Raw genomic sequence first — 15,524 nt, forward strand, 5'->3', positions numbered from 1 at the left:
GGCGCGGTCGATCCACCTATCGCAGCTGCTCCAGGTTCTTGGCGGCCGCGAGGTTGCCGTTGGCCTTGGCTTGGCTGAACCAGGCCCGCGCCTGGGCGAGGTCCCTCGGCACGCCCGCGCCGCGCGCGTAGGCCACGCCGAGGGCGTTCTGGGCGGCGGCGTTGCCGTTGCGCGCCGCGCGCTGGTACCAGGAGACCGCCTCGGCCGGGTTGGCCGCCACGCCGTTGCCCTGGTCGTACATCGTGCCGAGATAGTACTGCGCGAGCGGCTGGTTCTGCTGCGCGGCGCGCTGGAGCAGGGGCAGGGCCGCGGCCGGATCGCGGGGCCCGCCCGTGCCCAGGAGCAGCGCCTCGCCGGTCCTGGCCTGCCCCAGCGGGTCGCCGTGCTCCGCGGCGCGGCGATAGAGGGCGAGGGCCTGGCCCGGGTCGCGGGGCAGGCCGGTGCCGGTCTCGTAGGCCGCGCCGAGTTCGGCCTCCGCGAACCCGTCGCCCGCCTCGGCGGCGCGGCGGAACCATTGCAGGGACAGGCCGCGGTCGGCCGGCACGCCGGACCCGTCGCGGTAGGCGAGGCCCATGCGCCGCTGCGCGAAGGTGTTGCCCTGGTCCGCCGCCTTCTGGAACCAGGACACCGCCTCCTTCGGGTCCATCGGCTTGCCGTCGCCGGTGAGGAAGGCGTAGCCGAGCCGGGCCTGGGCCTCCGCGTCGCCCCGTCCCGCCGCCCGGGCGAGGTGCTCCATCGCCTGGGCCTTGTTGGCGGCGATGCCGCGCCCCTCCAGCAGGTGCACCCCGAGCAGCCGCTCGGCCCCGGCATTCCCCTGCGCGGCGGCCTTCTGGTACCAGCCCACCGCCGCGGCCTGATCGGCGGGGAGCCCGCCGAGCCCCCGCTCGTAGGCCCAGCCGAGCTCGGCCTGCGCGAAGGCGTCCCCCGCCTCCGCGGCCCGGCGGAACCACGACGCGGCGCGGGCCGGATCGGCCGCCATGCCGACGCCGCGCTGCGCCGCGAGGCCGGCGAGGCGCTGGGCCGGCACGACGCCCTGCTGCGCCGCCTTCTCGATCCAGGGCAGGGAGGCGGCCGGGTCGGCCGGCACGCCGCCGATACCCCAGTAGAGCGCGTTGCCGAGGTTGAACTGCGCCGCCGCGTGGCCCTGCTCGGCCGCGGCCCGGTAATGCGCCAGCGCTTGGCGCATGTCCGGCGCCGTGGTGGCGCGCCGCAGCGAGAGGGTCGGATCGAACAGGGTGCCGAGGCTGAACTGCGCCTCCGCGCCGCCCTCCGCCGCCGCCGCCCGCAGCTGCGCGAGCGCGGCCGGGTCGCCGAGGGCGCGGTCGCGCAGGGCCGTGCTCTCCGGGCCGGTGAGCGGCGCCTTCGGGCGCGCCCAGGGGGCGGCCGGCTCGGGGACGGGGAGCGCGCCGCCGAGGACGAGCCAGCCGGCGGCGAGCAGGGCCGCGGCCTGCGGCCAGATGATCCAGGCCCCGCGGTACCAGGGATCGCCGCTCCACAGGAGCGCGTGCTTGAGGGCGAGGGACGAGCCGGCCATGCCGTCAGCTCCTCATGCCGATGGCCGCGTCCAGGTCCGCCGCCTCGATCCGGCGCAGGTCGGCCTCGGGCTCGCGGGCGAGCCGCACGGCCTGGGCCTCGCGGGCGCGCTCCAGCAGCGTGCGCATCGCGCGGGCGTTGCCCCAATCCTCGCGCCTGGCATTCTCGGCGAGCCAGCCGGACAGCCGCGGCCCGAGCGGGTCGGGCAGCGCGTAGGCCTGGGCCGCCGCCATGCGCCGGAGGATCTCCTCCAGCTCCGCGACCGAGTAGGCCGGGAAATCGATGGTCTTGGTGAAGCGGCTGGCGAGGCCCGGATTGGTGCCGATGAACCGGCGCATCTCGCTCGGGTAGCCCGCCACGATCACGATGATGCGGTCGCGGTGGTCCTCCATGAACTTCAGCAGCGTGTCGATCGCCTCGCGCCCGAACGAGCCGCCCTCCTGCCCGTCGGCGAGGGCGTAGGCCTCGTCGATGAACAGGATGCCGTCGAGCGCCTCCTTGCACTTGTCCAGGGTCTTGGTGGCGGTCTGGCCGACGTAGCCGGCCACCAGCCCCGCGCGGTCCGTCTCGACGAGGTGGCCCTTGCGCAGGACGCCGACGCCCCGGAAGATCTCGCCGAGCGCGCGCGCGACCTGGGTCTTGCCGACCCCGGGCGGGCCGGTGAACACCATGTGCAGGCTCATGGCCGAGACCGGCAGGCCCTGCTCGCGCCGCTTCTGCTCGACCTGCAGCCGGGAGATCAGGGTGTTGACCTCCTCCTTCACCGGCGCGAGGCCCACCATCGCGTCGAGGTCGGCCAGCGCCGCCTCGGCCGGGCGGGCGCCCTGCGCCCGGGTCGGCACGCGCAGCAGCGGCAGCGGCGCGGTCGCCTGCCGGGCCTGGCCGGGGAGGGCGAAGCCGAGCGCGCTCTGGAAATCCTCGATCTCGATCCGGGAGAGATCGGCCTGCGGCTGGCCGGCGATGCGCAGCGCCTGGGCCTCGCGGGCCTTCTCCAAGAGGGTGCGCATCTCGCGGGCATTGCCCCAATCCTCGCGCCTGGCGTTCTCGGCGAGCCAGCCGGACAGCCGCGCCTCGATGTCCTCGGGCAGCTGGAAGGATTGCTTGGCCGCCATGGCGCGCAGGATCGCCCCCAGCTCGGCCGGGTCGTAGGCCGGGAAGGCGATGGTCTTGGTGAAGCGGCTGGCGAGGCCCGGATTGGTGCCGATGAACCGGCGCATCTCGCTCGGGTAGCCCGCCACGATCACGATGATGCGGTCGCGGTGGTCCTCCATGAACTTCAGCAGCGTGTCGATCGCCTCGCGCCCGAACGAGCCGCCCTCCTGCCCGTCGGCGAGGGCGTAGGCCTCGTCGATGAACAGGATGCCGTCGAGCGCCTCCTTGCACTTGTCCAGGGTCTTGGTGGCGGTCTGGCCGACGTAGCCGGCCACCAGCCCCGCGCGGTCCGTCTCGACGAGGTGGCCCTTGCGCAGGACGCCGACGCCCCGGAAGATCTCGCCGAGCGCGCGCGCGACCTGGGTCTTGCCGACCCCGGGCGGGCCGGTGAACACCATGTGCAGGCTCATCGGCGCGCCGGCATGGCCCTGCTCGCGCCGCTTCTGCTCGACCTGCAGCCGGGAGATCAGCTTGTTGACCTCCTCCTTCACCGGCGCGAGGCCGATCATCCCGTCGAGTTCGTCGAGGGCGTCCTGGATCGGGCGCACCGGCGGCTTCTGGGAGGTGCGCAGGAGCCGCAGCGAGCCGACGGCCGCCCCGCCCGTGGCGAGGAGCACGTCCTGGCTCTGCGCGAGCCGGGCCGCCACGTAGGTGAGGGCCGCGCCCGCCGCCAGGATCGCCAGCACCGTCGCGACCTTGAGCAGGAGCGGGCCGGCCGTGCTGCCGGCCGCCGCGAAGTAGGCGAGCGGGCTGCTCTGCGGGTTGATGAGCCACGCGCTCAGCACCGCGGCCGCCACGGAAATCAGGAAGAAGCCGAGCATCGGCCGGTCCCGGAAGAACGTCTTCATCGCCGAGTCCTCGTCGTGTCGGGGCGGAAACCGGGTCGGAAACCGGCGCGCCGCGGCGTCAGCAGATCTTGCCAGGCATCCAGACGACCGGGATCGAGGCCGCCCCGGTCGCCGGATCGAAGCGCCAGCCGGGCGACAGGAAGAGCCCGAGGCCGGCGAGGTCGCCCTCGACCGACAGGCTGCCGCGCCCGGCCGGGTAGGGGGACGGGAACGGGAGGGCGACCCGCTGGGGCGCCTCCCCCGGGACGATCTCGGGCGAGACGTAGGGGCCCGAGCGGATCCGGATGCCGCCCCGGCCCGCGCCCGCCCGGGTCACGCTCACCACCGCCAGGGGCGCCGCGCAGCTCCTCGCCTCCTGGACGAGCTGAGGCGCCCGCGCGACCGCGAGCGTCCCGGCCGCCGCGGCGATCTCGCCGGGGGCGACCTGCGCGAGCGTGAAGGAGGCCGGCCCCGCGGCGGTGCCGAACAGGGTCACCAGCAGGGCCGCGGTCGCGAGACCACCCGCGCCGGCGACCAGGGCCGGCGCGACCGGGCCGGCTTTCCGATCTCGCTCCTTCCCAGGCTCCCGAGACCCGGCGACTTGCGCGATCATCCGAGCATCCTCCCAAGCGAAGGCGGCGGGTTGCACGCGACGATTACGACGATGATAGGCGAAAAGCCTGTCGGTGAGAATGTGCGCCCGCGGAGACTTGCTGAATCCTGGGATCGACTTGCGCCCGTCGGGCGCGACGCGGCGATCCCGCCCGCCGCCGCGGCCGCATTCGCGCCGGCCGAGGATACTCCCCTAGAGGATACTCGCCGGGCTCGGCCCTCCCCTCGCCCGAACGGGCACGATTTCCTTTGGGAACTATTCCATCGCGCCCTCGATTAGTGCGGCGCGACGTCGACCGGTCCGCCGGGTCACCCTCGCTCCCGTCCTGCACACCCCCTCGCGGAGATCGTCATGAGCGACCTGCGCCCCTCCGCACGCGCCGCGGAGCCGAGCCCGTCGCGCCGGGCGCTGCGCGGCCTCGACGCGCTGAACTTCTTCCTCGCCGACGTGCGCGACGGCCTCGGGCCCTACCTCGCGATCTACCTGCTGGCCGTGCGCGGCCCCGCCCAGGGCTGGAACGAGGCGACGATCGGCCTCGTCATGACGGTGGCGGGCGTCGCCGGCCTGGCGGCGCAGACGCCCGCGGGCGCGCTCATCGACCGGACCCGGCGCAAGCCGGCCATCGTCATCGCGGCGGCCCTCGCCGTGACGGCGAGCTGCCTCGTCCTGCCCTGGATCTCCAACGTCTACCTCGTGGCCGGCACGCAGGCCCTCGCCCACGTGGCCGGCGCGGTCTTCCCGCCGGCCCTCACCGGCATCACCCTCGGCCTCGTCGGGCCGCGGCTCTTCGCGCGGCGGATCGGCCGCAACGAGGGCTTCAACCACGCCGGCAACGCGGTCTCGGCCCTCCTCGCGGCGGGCCTCGCCACCGTGTTCGGGCCGGCCATCGTGTTCTGGCTGATGGGCCTCCTCGCGGCGCTCAGCATCGGCGCGATGCTGGTGGTGCCGCGGGCGGAGATCGACGACGACCTCGCCCGGGGCCTTGACGGCCGCCAGCACGATCCCTGCGAGCAGCCCTCGGGCCTCGCGGTGCTGCTGCGCAACCGCCCCCTCCTGCTCTTCGCCGCGCTCTGCGCCGCCTTCCACCTCGCCAACGCGGCGATGCTGCCCTCGGTCGGCCAGCTGCTCACGAAGGTGGTGGGCAAGGACTACGCCACCTCGCTCATCGCGATCTGCATCGTGGCGGCCCAATGCGTGATGGTGCCGATGGCGATTCTGGTCGGCGCCAAGGCCGACCGTTTCGGGCGCAAGCCGATCTTCCTCGCCGCCTTCGGCATCCTGGCCCTGCGCGGCATTCTCTACACGCTCTCGGACGATCCCGTCTTCCTCGTGGCGGTGCAGTGCCTCGACGGGGTAGGGGCCGGGATCTACGGGGCCCTCTTCCCGATCGTGGTCGCCGACCTGACCCGCGGCAGCGGCCGCTTCAACGTCGCGCAGGGCGCGGTCGCCACCGCGCAGGGCGTCGGCGCCTCCCTCAGCGCCGCCCTGGCGGGACTCGTGATCGTCTCGGCCGGCTACGCGGCGGCCTTCCTGGTCCTGGCCGGGATCGCGGCCCTCGGCTTCGCCCTCTACCTCTTCGCCATGCCGGAGACGCGCGGCCTCGCTCCGGGCCATCCGTCCCCGGCCGCGGCCCCGCTCGCCGTCCCGGCAGAGTGAGGGATCCCGCGCGGGCGCGACGCGACGCCGGGGCACCCGAACCAGGCGCGTCCTGGGCAGGCTTGGCCTTCGATGGCTTGGCCCTCGATGGCTTGGCCTTTGACGGCTTGGCCTTACAAGGCTTGGCCTTGGAAGGTTTGGCCGGAGCCGCGAAGGCCGGCACGGCTGGCCCCACCGCACCGATCCGGGAGATCCGTCACCATGGGCGCGCTCGGCGTCACACCCCACCTCGCCACCTGGGGCATCGCCGCGCTGGCGACGCTCGGCGTGATCCTGCGCCCCCTCGGCTGGCCGGAAGCGGTCTGGGCCGTGCTCGGGGCGATCGTGCTCGTCGCCCTCGGCCTGCTCCCCGCCGGCACCGCCTGGGACGGGGTCCTGAAGGGCACGGACGTCTACCTCTTCCTGATCGGCATGATGCTGCTCGCCGAGGTCGCCCGGAAGGAGGGGCTGTTCGACTGGCTCGCCGGCATCGCGGTGCGGCGGGCGCGGGGCTCGGCGACGCGGCTCTTCACCCTCGTCTACGCGGTCGGCACGGTCGTGACGGTGTTCCTGTCGAACGATGCCTGCGCGGTGGTGCTGACGCCGGCGGTCGCGTGCGCCGCCAAGGCCGCCCGGGTGCGCGACCCGCTGCCCTACCTGCTGGTCTGCGCCTTCATCGCCAACGCGGCGAGCTTCGTGCTGCCGATCTCGAACCCGGCCAACCTCGTCGTCTACGCGGCGCACATGCCCCCGCTCGCCGAGTGGCTCGCCCGCTTCACCTTGCCCTCCGCGCTGGCGATCCTGGCGACCTACGCGGCCTTGCGCCTCACGCAGGGCCCCACCCTGCGCGCCCAGGAGGTGGCGACCGACGTGCCGCGCGCCGACCTGTCCCGCACCGGGCTCGTCGCCGGGCTCGGCATCCTGGCGACGGGGCTCGTGCTGATCGCCGCCTCGGCGCGCGGCCTCGCTCTCGGCCCGCCGACCTGCCTTGCGGGACTCGCCACCGCGCTCCTCGTCCTGGCGCTGCGGCGGGAGGGTTTGGCCGAACTGGTCCGGGACGTGTCCTGGAGCGTGCTGCCACTCGTCGCCGGGCTGTTCGTGCTGGTCGAGGCCCTGGAGAGGACCGGGGTGCTGCGCCTCGTCGCCGACACCCTGAGGGTGCAGGCGGGCGCCCATCCGGCCGGCACCGCCTGGGGGGCGGGCGCGCTCGTCGCTTTGCTCTGCAACCTCCTCAACAATCTGCCGGCCGGGCTGATCGCCGGCGCGGCGGTGCAGGCGGCGGAGGTCTCCGACAGGATCGCGGGCGCGATCCTGATCGGGGTCGATCTCGGCCCCAACCTCTCGGTCACGGGCTCCCTCGCCACGATCCTCTGGCTCACCGCGATCCGGCGGGAGGGGCAGCATGTCGGGGCGTGGCGCTTCCTGGCGCTGGGAGCGCTGGTGATGCCGCCCGCCCTCCTGCTGGCGCTCGCCGGCCTCCTCCTCGTGCCCTGAGGCCGCCCCCGACCGCCGCGCGCCCGTATCCCCTCATCCTGGCGGCGGGCGCGCTCCGGGCGCGGCAAGCCCGTGAAGGCGCAGCCGCGCGGGGCGCCGGCCACCGAAGGCCCTTCGGTCCCTCAGTGCTTCTCCTCGCCCGGCCGGTGCGTCTGCGGCCGATGGCCGTCCTGGCCGGGATTGTTGTGCTTGTTGTGGTCGCGGCTCTCCTGATGGGTCGTCGGCGGCCGCGCCGGGTCCGCGCTGCTGCGGACGCGGTCGCCGCCCGCCGGGACGTTCCGCCCCTCCCGGTGCTCGATGATCCGCTGGTGCTGGGCGTGGGTCTTGTCGCCGTGCGGCTTCTCGCCGGCCATGGGTGTCTCCGTCGCGCGAGGGGTCAGGCCGCCCCAACCCCCGGCGCGCCGCGCCTGTTCCGGCCACCCCGCGCGGCCCTCAGGAGGCGAGGGGGACGGCGCCCGGGCAGGGCGGCAGCGGCGCGCGCAGGACCTCGAAGGCGGAGAGGATCGGCTTCGGCTTGCCGAGGAAGTAGCCCTGCGCCTCCCGGCAGCCGACCTTGCGCACGAAATCCAGGTGGTCGGCGGTCTCGATGCCCTCCGCCGTCGTCGCCATCCCGAGTTCGTCGGCGAGCCCCACGATGGCGCTCACGATCGCGAGCGAGTTCGCCCGCGTCGTCATCTCGCGCACGAAGGATTGGTCGATCTTGATCTTGTGGAACGGGAAGGTGCGCAGGTAGCTCAGCGAGGAGTAGCCGGTGCCGAAATCGTCGAGCACGATCCGTACCCCGAGGGCGCGGATGCGCTCCAGGAGCTGCACCATCCGCTCGCTGTCCTCCATCAGCGCCGTCTCGGTGATCTCCAGTTCGAGCCGGGCCGGAGCGAGCCCGGATTCGGCGAGGGCGGTCGCGATCCGCTCGACGATGTCCTCCGCCCGCAGCTGCACCGGCGAGAGGTTGACCGCGACGCGGATGCCGGGCGGCAGGGCGGCCGCATCCCGGCAGGCCCGGTCGAGCACGAAGGCGCCGATCGCCTCGATCTGCCCGGTCTGCTCGGCGATCGGGATGAACTGCGCCGGGCTGACGAAGCCCCGCACCGGGTGGTTCCAGCGCACCAGGGCCTCGAAGCCGCTGACCCGCCCCCCGGCGAGGTCGAAGACCGGCTGGTAGGCGAGGACGAGCTGGCCGCCCGGAACCGCCTCGGCGAGGTCGGATTGCAGGGCCAGCCGCTCGTGCAGGCGCGCGGCGATCGACTTCTCGAACACGCAGGCCAAGCCCCGGCCCCGCCCCTTGGCCTCGTAGAGGGCCATGTCGGCGTGGCGCAGCAGCGTGTCGGCGTCCCGCGCCTCCGGCCCGGACACCGCGATGCCGACGCTCGCCCCGACCTGCACGGTCCGGCCCGCGAGCGCGTAGGGCGCGCTCAGCTGCGCGATGATCCGCGTCGCCAGCGCCTGCGCGGCGGCCTCGCCCTCCGCGCAGGCGACCGCGAATTCGTCGCCCCCGAGGCGCGCGACGACCCCGCCCTCGCCCACGCAGGCGCCGAGCCGCGCCCCCACCGCTGCCAGCAGCGCGTCGCCGACCGGATGGCCGAGCGTGTCGTTCACGTTCTTGAAGGCGTCGAGGTCGAGGTAGAGCAGCGCGGTCGCGTCCGGCGCGTCGGCGCGCATCATCGCGTCCAGGCGCTCGCGGAACAGGACGCGGTTCGGCAAACGCGTCAGCGGATCGTGCTGGGCGAGGAAGCGGATGCGGTCCTCGGCCTGCTGCTGCTCGGTGACGTCCTCGTAGATCGCCACCGAGCCGCCATCGGCCATCGGCCGCTGGGTGATCGAGAGGGTGCGCCCGTCCTGACCCGAGATCTTGAAGGTGCCGGCACCCTCGCGGGTCGCGATGTCGCGCTGCAGCGCGCGCATCCGGGCGAGGGCGCGCCGGCCCAGGGAGCAGCGGGCCCCGATCTCGGCGAAGATCACCTCCATGCTCTCGCCCGGCGCCAGGGTCTCGGGCGCGGTCCCGAGGAGTTCGGCGAGGCGGCGGTTCGCCACGATCAGGCGGCCTGCCGCGTCCGCCATCAGGAGCCCGTGCGACATGTTGCCGAGGGCGGCGTCGAACAGCCGGTTCTGGGTGCGCAGGGAGCGGTCGCGCTCCAGGAGGGCCGTGTTCTGCGCCTGGACCTCGGCCATGGCCTGCCCCGCCCGGGCATTCGCCGCCGCGAGATCCTCCAGGGCGGCCTTGAGGGCGGTGATGTCGGTGCGAATGCCGACGGTCTCCCCGGTCGCCGTGCGGCGCTCGGTGATCAGCACCCAGCGGCCGCCGGGCAGCAGGCGTTCGAGCGTGCCGTGATCGTCGCGGTGCCACGCCACCACGTTGCGCACGAAGGCGTCGAGGTCGCTGCCGGCCTGCGGGTACTGGCCGCGCTCCGCCCCGTACCGGATGATGTCCTCGAAGCGCGCGCCGGGCCGCAGTGCCGGTTCGCTGAGGGCGTAGAGCGCGCGGTAGCGGCTGTTGCAGGTGACGAAGCGGTCGTCGCGGTCCCACATCACGAAGCCGTCCGCCATGGCCTCGATGGCGTTCTCCAGCATCCTGTGAGCGCGGTCGCGCGCCGCCTGAAGCTCGTGGTAGACGCGCCACCCCGCCAGCAGAGCCGCGGCCGCCGCGAGGAGCAGCGCCTCGATGAGGCATGTCACCGCGACGATGCGGGCGCGGTCGCGCGACCAATCCGCGAAGGCCTGCGCGGTCTCCAGCGTCACCGCCACCGCGACGTCGCCGTACAGGGTGGACCGCGCCGCCGCCAGGACGGGGCCGTGCCCGGGGCCGGCCGGGAGGGCGAAGGCCCGGTCGTCGCGCTCCCGCGCGCTGATCCGCTGGGGCAGGATCCGGCCGGTGGCGAGTTCATCGTGCGGCAGGCTCGCCAGCAGCCGCCCGTCCGCGCGCTCGAGCGTCACCCGCTGCCCGGGCGCGTCGCCCGCCTCGGCGAGCAGGCCCTGCACGGAGGAGAGCGGCACCTCGGCCACGGCCACGAGCTCGCCCTCGCCCGGCAGCGTGACGGTGCGGGCGAGGTGGAGCACCCACTCGCCCGTGCGCCGGTTGTGGGTCGGGCCGGCCAGGGTCATCATGCCCCGGCTGCGGTCCGGGATCGTTTCGTCGAGCGGGAAGCGGGCCGAGCGGGCGCGGGCCGACGTCCACAGCGTGCCGTCGCGCCGCACCAGCATCAGGTCGCGGAAGGCGAAGCTCTGCACGTTGAGGCCGCGCAGGAGCCGGCCCGCCCGTTCGGGCGAGATCGCCCCCGGCGTCGCGGCCAGCGTCGAGAGCAGGACCGGCAGGCTCGCGAGCGCGCTGTCGATCTGCAGGAACTGCCGGTTGATCGTGTGGGCCAGGGTCTGGGCGGTGCGCTCGACCGAGCGCTCCGCCGCCACCCGGACGGTCTCGTGGGTCTGCTGCAGCAGGAGGACGCTGCCCCCGAGCAGCGCGCCGGACACCAGCGCGACGACGCCCAGCACCGTCAGGACGAGGCGCCGCGGCAGCCTGGCGCGGGCCGCCTCAGCGCTCATCGGCCCGGATCCCGGTCGTGGCGGCGAGCGCGGCGTTCCAGGCGGCGCCGCAATCGCGGCCGCAGCGCTCGATCCAGTCCGGCAGCACCCGGCGCTGGAGGAGGCGCAGGCGGCGCTCCTCGTCCTCCGCGCTGACCGGCACGAGGGTGAGACCGGCCCGCGACCCGGGCGGGCACTCCGCCGCCCCGGTGCTGCAGGCGAGGCCCCGGGCCGTGTCCGCCTCGGCCATGCGCCAGATGCGCTCCTCGAGGTCACCGACCCCGCGCCGGATCGCCTCGCGCAGGTCCGGCGCGATGGCGCCCCAGGCGTCGCGGTTGGCGCCGAAGATCGAGAGCCCCCAGTTGATCGGCAGCGCGTGGACGTGGGAGGTCACCGCCGTCAGCCCGATCTCCAGGCCGCTCAGGGTGCCGGTGATCGCGCAATCCGCCACGCCGCGCGCCACCGCGCCGGTCGTCTCGCTGAACGGGACGATGATCGGCACCCCCCTGAGCGCCCGCACGAACTCGGACTGGTTCACCGAGGAGATGCGCACCCGGCGCCCCGCCAGGTCGTCGAGGCCCCGGAACGCCTCGGCGCAGTAGAGCACCTGCGCCGGATAGGCGTAGACGCCGAGGAGCTCGATGCCGTAGCGCTCGTCCAGCACCCGCCGCATATGCGGGCGGAAGGCCGCCAGGCTGCGCCGCAGCGCCCGCGTGTCGGGGTTCAGGCCGGGCAGGTCGACCGCGGTCAGCTCCGGGTCCTCTCCGGCGGCGAGGGACAGGAGCACCGTGCCGAACGGGACGACGCCGAGCCGCATCAGCTGCAGCATGTCCTCGCCGCGCAGGCCGCTGCGGTCGAAGGCGTGGATGCTGGCGACGACGCGCCCGCCCGAGCGCTCCGCGATCTCGCGCGACCAGAACGGCTCCTCGAACTGGGTGAATTGCCGGACGCCGGCGAGGCCGCCGACCACGCGCAGCGCCAGGGGGGTTTGCGCGGCGCCAGCCCCGGTGGCCGCGAACAGCATCAGGGACGCGCCGACGCCCCGCGCCCGGACGCGCCCCAGCCAGCCTCGTCGCCCCGCGCTGACGCTCATCGAACGCCGCTCCCGACGGAGCCCCCGCATGGCGGCAGGCCCTCTTCGCCCTCGTCAGACGCACCATGCGCGGCGGGCGTTAAGGAATCCCCCATCGGGCGGAGACGAGCAACGAAGAGCGGCCGGTCGTCTCCGATCCGGCCAAGTCGGTCCCAGATTTCTCCGGATGATCCTGGACTTCTGAGAACTCGCGGTTGTGGTGCGATGTAAGATCCCGCCGGAGTTTACCTGGGAAGGGGCGATGCCCGGGAGCGGTCACCCTGGCTTTACGTGAGGGCGCGACTCGCCGCAGGCCGGGCGCCCGCCGCGGCCCCGCCTGGTCATCCGACATCCGGTTGATTGCTTCGCCATGCGGATGTCGGCTTCGCTCAGGCGCCGCGCGGGCTTGGCATACGACATCCGGTTGATGGCTTCGCCATCTCCGATTTCGGCCATGCGGATGTCGGCTTCGCTCAGGCGCCGCGCTCGGGCGCCGCGCGGGCTCGTGAGACGGGAGCCGCTTCGATCGAGCGGATCCCGGATCAGGCCACCCCGACCTGGAGCAGGTCGTGGATGTGCAGGATGCCGATCGGCCTTCCGCCCTCGACCACGAACATCGCGGTGATCTGGCGGCGGTTCATCATCTCCAGGGCCGCGCTCGCGAGCCCGCCCGGCAGCACCGTGATCGGGGCGGGGGTCATGATCGCGTCGACCGGCCGGTGCAGCAGGTCGCTGCCCATGTGGCGGCGCAGGTCGCCGTTGGTGATGATCCCGACGAGCCGCCCGGCCTCGTCGACCACGCCCGCGCAGCCGAAGCGCTTGCCCATGATCGCCAGCAGCGCCTCGGACATCGGGATGCCGCGGGGCACCAGGGGCATCTCGTCGTCGGTGTGCATGAGCTGGCGCACGGTCTTGAGCCGGGCCGCGAGCTTGCCGCCCGGATGGAAGACCTTGAAGTCGCTCGCCGAGAAGCCGCGGCGCTCGAGCAGCGCGATGGCGAGCGCGTCGCCGAGCGCGAGCTGCATCACGCTCGACGACGTCGGCGCGAGGTTGTGCGGGCAGGCCTCCTTGACCAGGGGCAGCGGCAGCAGGATGTCGGCCGCGAGCCCCAGCGTGCTCTGCGGGTTCGAGGTCAGGGCGATCAGCGGCACCGTGAAGCGCTTGGCGAAGCTCACGATGTCGCCGAGTTCCGCCGTCTCCCCCGACCACGACAGGGCGATGACGATGTCCTGCGCGGTGATCATGCCGAGGTCGCCGTGGCTGGCCTCGGAGGGGTGGATGAAGGTGGCCGGCGTGCCCGTCGAGGCCAGCGTCGCGGCGATCTTGCGGGCGATGTGGCCGCTCTTGCCGATGCCCGACACGAAGACGCGCCCGGGGCTCGCGTGGATCGCCGCCACCGCCTCCGCGAAGCCGGCCCGCAGCTCGCCGTCGAGGGCGCGGGCCAGCGTGTGGAGGGCCTCCGCCTCGGTGCGGATGGTGCGGATGGCCGAGAAATGGCCGGCCTCGACGATCTGCGCGGCGCTGCTCTCCGCGGTCTCGGCCGTGTGGGTACGCTCCATCCTGCTTCCTCGTCGCGACGGGCCCGCGCCGATTCGGCGCGGCCCGGGAAAGGCGGGAGCTTAGCGCCGGATTTGCGGCCAGATTGCGTGCGCGACGTCAGGGCACCTCGACGGCGATGTTGGGCAGGCGGATCGCGAAGGTCGAGCCGGCCCCGGGGGCGTGGCTCTCGGCGGTGGCCCGGCCGCCGTGCAGTTCGGCGATGCGCTTGACGATCGACAGGCCGAGGCCCGTCGAGCCCTCGCCGCCGGTCGGCTTGGCCGAGAGCCGCTGGAAGCGCCCGAACAGCCGGCCCTGATCCTCCGGCGACAGGCCGGGGCCGAAATCCCGCACCGCGAAGACCGTGTCGGTCTCGTCCTGGGCCACCCCCACGACGATCTCGCCGCCGTTCGGGCTGTACTTGATGGCGTTGGAGACCAGGTTGTCCATCGCCTCGCGCAGGCGCTCGCCGTCGCCGCAGATGAACAGGCTCGCGGGGATCTCGGTGCGCAGGTGCTGCGCCTTGGTCTCGGCGAGGGGGGCGTTCGATTGCGCGACCTCGCGGGCCAGGGCGGCGAAGTCGACCGGCTCGCGCCGCAGCGTGATGTCGAGGGCGTCGTTCATCGCGTCGGCGATCAGGCTCTCGATCATGCCGGTCAGGCGCCGGGCCGATTCGCGGATGTGGCCGACCTGGGCGCGCATCGCCTCCACGGGCTGGGGCAGGGTGCCGACGAGGTCGCCCAGCATCTCGGCCCGCCCGAGGATCACCGCGAGCGGGTTCTTGAGGTCGTGCGCGACCGTGCCGAGGATCTCGGTCTTGAGCTGGTTGGCCCGCCGGAGGTCCGAGCGCTGCAGGGCGAGGCGGCGGTTGGCCCGCATCAGCTCGGCGGTGCGCTCCACCACCCGCTGCTCCAGACCGACATTCGCCCGCTGCAATTGCTCGTACAGGATGACGTTGTCGAAGGCGATCGACAGGCGCGAGGTGAAGAGCGCGATCAGCGCCCGGTCGGTCTCGGACAGCGAGCGGTCGGCCTTGAGGAGGGCCACGATCTCGCTGCCGCTCGCGGTGTGCACGTAGAGCGTCGACCACCGGTCGCCGAAAGTGTGGCTCCGCTCCGCGAAGGCCCGCTCGACGATCCCGCGCACCTCCCCGTCGAGGGCCACGGCCCGGGCGGGCGCGACGAGGTGCTGGTAGCAGCCCGAGCCCGCCAGGACGCAGAAGCTCTCGTCCGGCGCGGCGCGTTCGCGCAGGACCAGGATGCCCTCGCAGGCGACGTTGAGCAGCGAGGCGACCTGCGTCAGCACGCCCTCGGCCAGCCGCTGCATCGACTTGTGGTCGAGCAGCATCGGCGCCGCATCGATGATGATCTCCAGTCCCCGCCGCGTCTCCTCCAGGCGCTTGAGCTGCTGGTAGGCCCGGAGGGCGGCCGTCAGGCTGGTGAACAGCTTGTCGGCCGTGAGCTCGGTCTTCGCCTTGTAGTCGTTGATGTCGTAATCGACGATGACGCGGCGCTCGGGGGCCTGCCCCGGCTGGCCGGTGCGCAGGATGATGCGGACGGTCTCGTCGCGCAGGTCGCGGCGGATGTAATCGACCAGGGTGAGGCCGGCATCCTCGGTCTCCATCACCACGTCGAGGAGGATCACCGCCACGCCGCCGCGCCGCGCGGCGAGCAGCGCCCGCGCCTCCGCGGCCGAGTGGGCCGACAGGATGTCGAGCCGGGCCCCGTCGAGGGCGTAGCCCGCCAGCGCGAAGCGGGTGCCCTCGTGCACCGCCGGGTCGTCGTCCACCACCACCACCGACCATTGCGGCGAGGCGGCCTCCTCCGGCGCGGCCTCGTCGTCGGGTACCAGAAACAAGAAATCGTCGTCGCTCATCGACCGTCCGCCAGCATCCTTCCAAGGTGCGCGGCCGCATCCTGACCGGACGGGGCCGCCCGAACAAGCTTACCTTGCCGAAAATGCCGGAATGACATCGCCGAGCGCGCGATCTGATCGATGACGGGCGGTCGAGGCGGCGGCCCGCATGGTCGATCGCGGCCGAATCGGGTCGGAATGTGCGTCAGAGCACAGCCCAGGGTTGGCGATCGGACGCAATCCGCTTGTAACAGTCCTTGCTTACATCGCGCCGTCGTCGCGACGCGCGACG

At 73.7% G+C, this 15,524-nt stretch carries 10 protein-coding genes; 2 read left to right on the forward strand and 8 right to left on the reverse strand.

The window, feature by feature from the left end:
- Positions 1 to 16 precede the first annotated feature (16 nt).
- Genes M446_RS09385 through M446_RS09395 form a run of 3 tightly spaced genes read right to left on the reverse strand, consistent with a single transcriptional unit; the run spans position 17 to position 4,125 of the window.
- Complete coding sequence (locus tag M446_RS09385) at positions 17 to 1,534, reverse strand: tetratricopeptide repeat protein (RefSeq protein ID WP_012331861.1); 1,518 nt, start codon at positions 1,532 to 1,534, stop codon at positions 17 to 19.
- Between the two features lie 4 nt (positions 1,535 to 1,538).
- Positions 1,539 to 3,533 carry an AAA family ATPase gene (locus tag M446_RS09390; RefSeq protein ID WP_012331862.1) on the reverse strand — a complete coding sequence of 665 codons (1,995 nt, stop codon included), beginning with the start codon at positions 3,531 to 3,533 and terminating at the stop codon, positions 1,539 to 1,541.
- 58 nt (positions 3,534 to 3,591) lie between these two features.
- On the reverse strand, positions 3,592 to 4,125 hold the full coding sequence (locus tag M446_RS09395) for a hypothetical protein (RefSeq protein ID WP_012331863.1): 534 nt from the start codon (positions 4,123 to 4,125) through the stop codon (positions 3,592 to 3,594).
- Positions 4,126 to 4,476: 351 nt separating this feature from the next.
- Here M446_RS09395 and M446_RS09400 point away from each other — a divergent pair, with 351 nt between their 5' ends.
- Both M446_RS09400 and M446_RS09405 read left to right on the forward strand, forming a co-directional pair.
- A complete protein-coding gene (locus M446_RS09400) occupies positions 4,477 to 5,781 on the forward strand; it encodes an MFS transporter (protein ID WP_012331864.1) in 1,305 nt (434 codons plus the stop codon).
- A 201-nt stretch (positions 5,782 to 5,982) separates the two neighbouring features.
- Positions 5,983 to 7,254, forward strand: a complete 1,272-nt coding sequence (locus tag M446_RS09405) for an arsenic transporter (protein ID WP_012331865.1) — start codon at positions 5,983 to 5,985, stop codon at positions 7,252 to 7,254.
- 122 nt (positions 7,255 to 7,376) lie between these two features.
- Here the strand turns inward: M446_RS09405 and M446_RS09410 are convergent, their stop codons facing one another.
- The 5 genes from M446_RS09410 to M446_RS09430 form a co-directional block, all read right to left on the reverse strand.
- Positions 7,377 to 7,607 (reverse strand): hypothetical protein, encoded by a 231-nt coding sequence (locus M446_RS09410; RefSeq protein ID WP_012331866.1) that lies wholly within the window; start codon positions 7,605 to 7,607, stop codon positions 7,377 to 7,379.
- A 79-nt stretch (positions 7,608 to 7,686) separates the two neighbouring features.
- Positions 7,687 to 10,791 (reverse strand): EAL domain-containing protein, encoded by a 3,105-nt coding sequence (locus M446_RS34160; RefSeq protein ID WP_012331867.1) that lies wholly within the window; start codon positions 10,789 to 10,791, stop codon positions 7,687 to 7,689.
- Entirely contained in the window at positions 10,781 to 11,863 is a 1,083-nt protein-coding gene (locus M446_RS09420; RefSeq protein WP_012331868.1) for a TRAP transporter substrate-binding protein, read from the reverse strand. Before M446_RS09420 ends, M446_RS34160 begins: the two co-directional genes overlap by 11 nt.
- A gap of 521 nt (positions 11,864 to 12,384) precedes the next feature.
- Positions 12,385 to 13,401, reverse strand: a complete 1,017-nt coding sequence (locus M446_RS09425; protein ID WP_012331869.1) for a KpsF/GutQ family sugar-phosphate isomerase — start codon at positions 13,399 to 13,401, stop codon at positions 12,385 to 12,387.
- A 97-nt stretch (positions 13,402 to 13,498) separates the two neighbouring features.
- Positions 13,499 to 15,253 (reverse strand): DUF3369 domain-containing protein, encoded by a 1,755-nt coding sequence (locus M446_RS09430; protein WP_012331870.1) that lies wholly within the window; start codon positions 15,251 to 15,253, stop codon positions 13,499 to 13,501.
- Positions 15,254 to 15,524: the final 271 nt, after the last annotated feature.

Source organism: Methylobacterium sp. 4-46 (assembly GCF_000019365.1).
Taxonomy (GTDB): domain Bacteria; phylum Pseudomonadota; class Alphaproteobacteria; order Rhizobiales; family Beijerinckiaceae; genus Methylobacterium.

Coding starts and splice junctions, on each gene's coding strand:
- M446_RS09385 (WP_012331861.1), bottom strand. CDS start 1,534: ATGGCCGGCTCGTCCCTCGCCCTCAAGCACGCGCTCCTGTGGAGCGGC.
- M446_RS09390 (WP_012331862.1), bottom strand. CDS start 3,533: ATGAAGACGTTCTTCCGGGACCGGCCGATGCTCGGCTTCTTCCTGATT.
- M446_RS09395 (WP_012331863.1), bottom strand. CDS start 4,125: ATGATCGCGCAAGTCGCCGGGTCTCGGGAGCCTGGGAAGGAGCGAGAT.
- M446_RS09400 (WP_012331864.1), top strand. CDS start 4,477: ATGAGCGACCTGCGCCCCTCCGCACGCGCCGCGGAGCCGAGCCCGTCG.
- M446_RS09405 (WP_012331865.1), top strand. CDS start 5,983: ATGGGCGCGCTCGGCGTCACACCCCACCTCGCCACCTGGGGCATCGCC.
- M446_RS09410 (WP_012331866.1), bottom strand. CDS start 7,607: ATGGCCGGCGAGAAGCCGCACGGCGACAAGACCCACGCCCAGCACCAG.
- M446_RS34160 (WP_012331867.1), bottom strand. CDS start 10,791: ATGAGCGCTGAGGCGGCCCGCGCCAGGCTGCCGCGGCGCCTCGTCCTG.
- M446_RS09420 (WP_012331868.1), bottom strand. CDS start 11,863: ATGAGCGTCAGCGCGGGGCGACGAGGCTGGCTGGGGCGCGTCCGGGCG.
- M446_RS09425 (WP_012331869.1), bottom strand. CDS start 13,401: ATGGAGCGTACCCACACGGCCGAGACCGCGGAGAGCAGCGCCGCGCAG.
- M446_RS09430 (WP_012331870.1), bottom strand. CDS start 15,253: ATGAGCGACGACGATTTCTTGTTTCTGGTACCCGACGACGAGGCCGCG.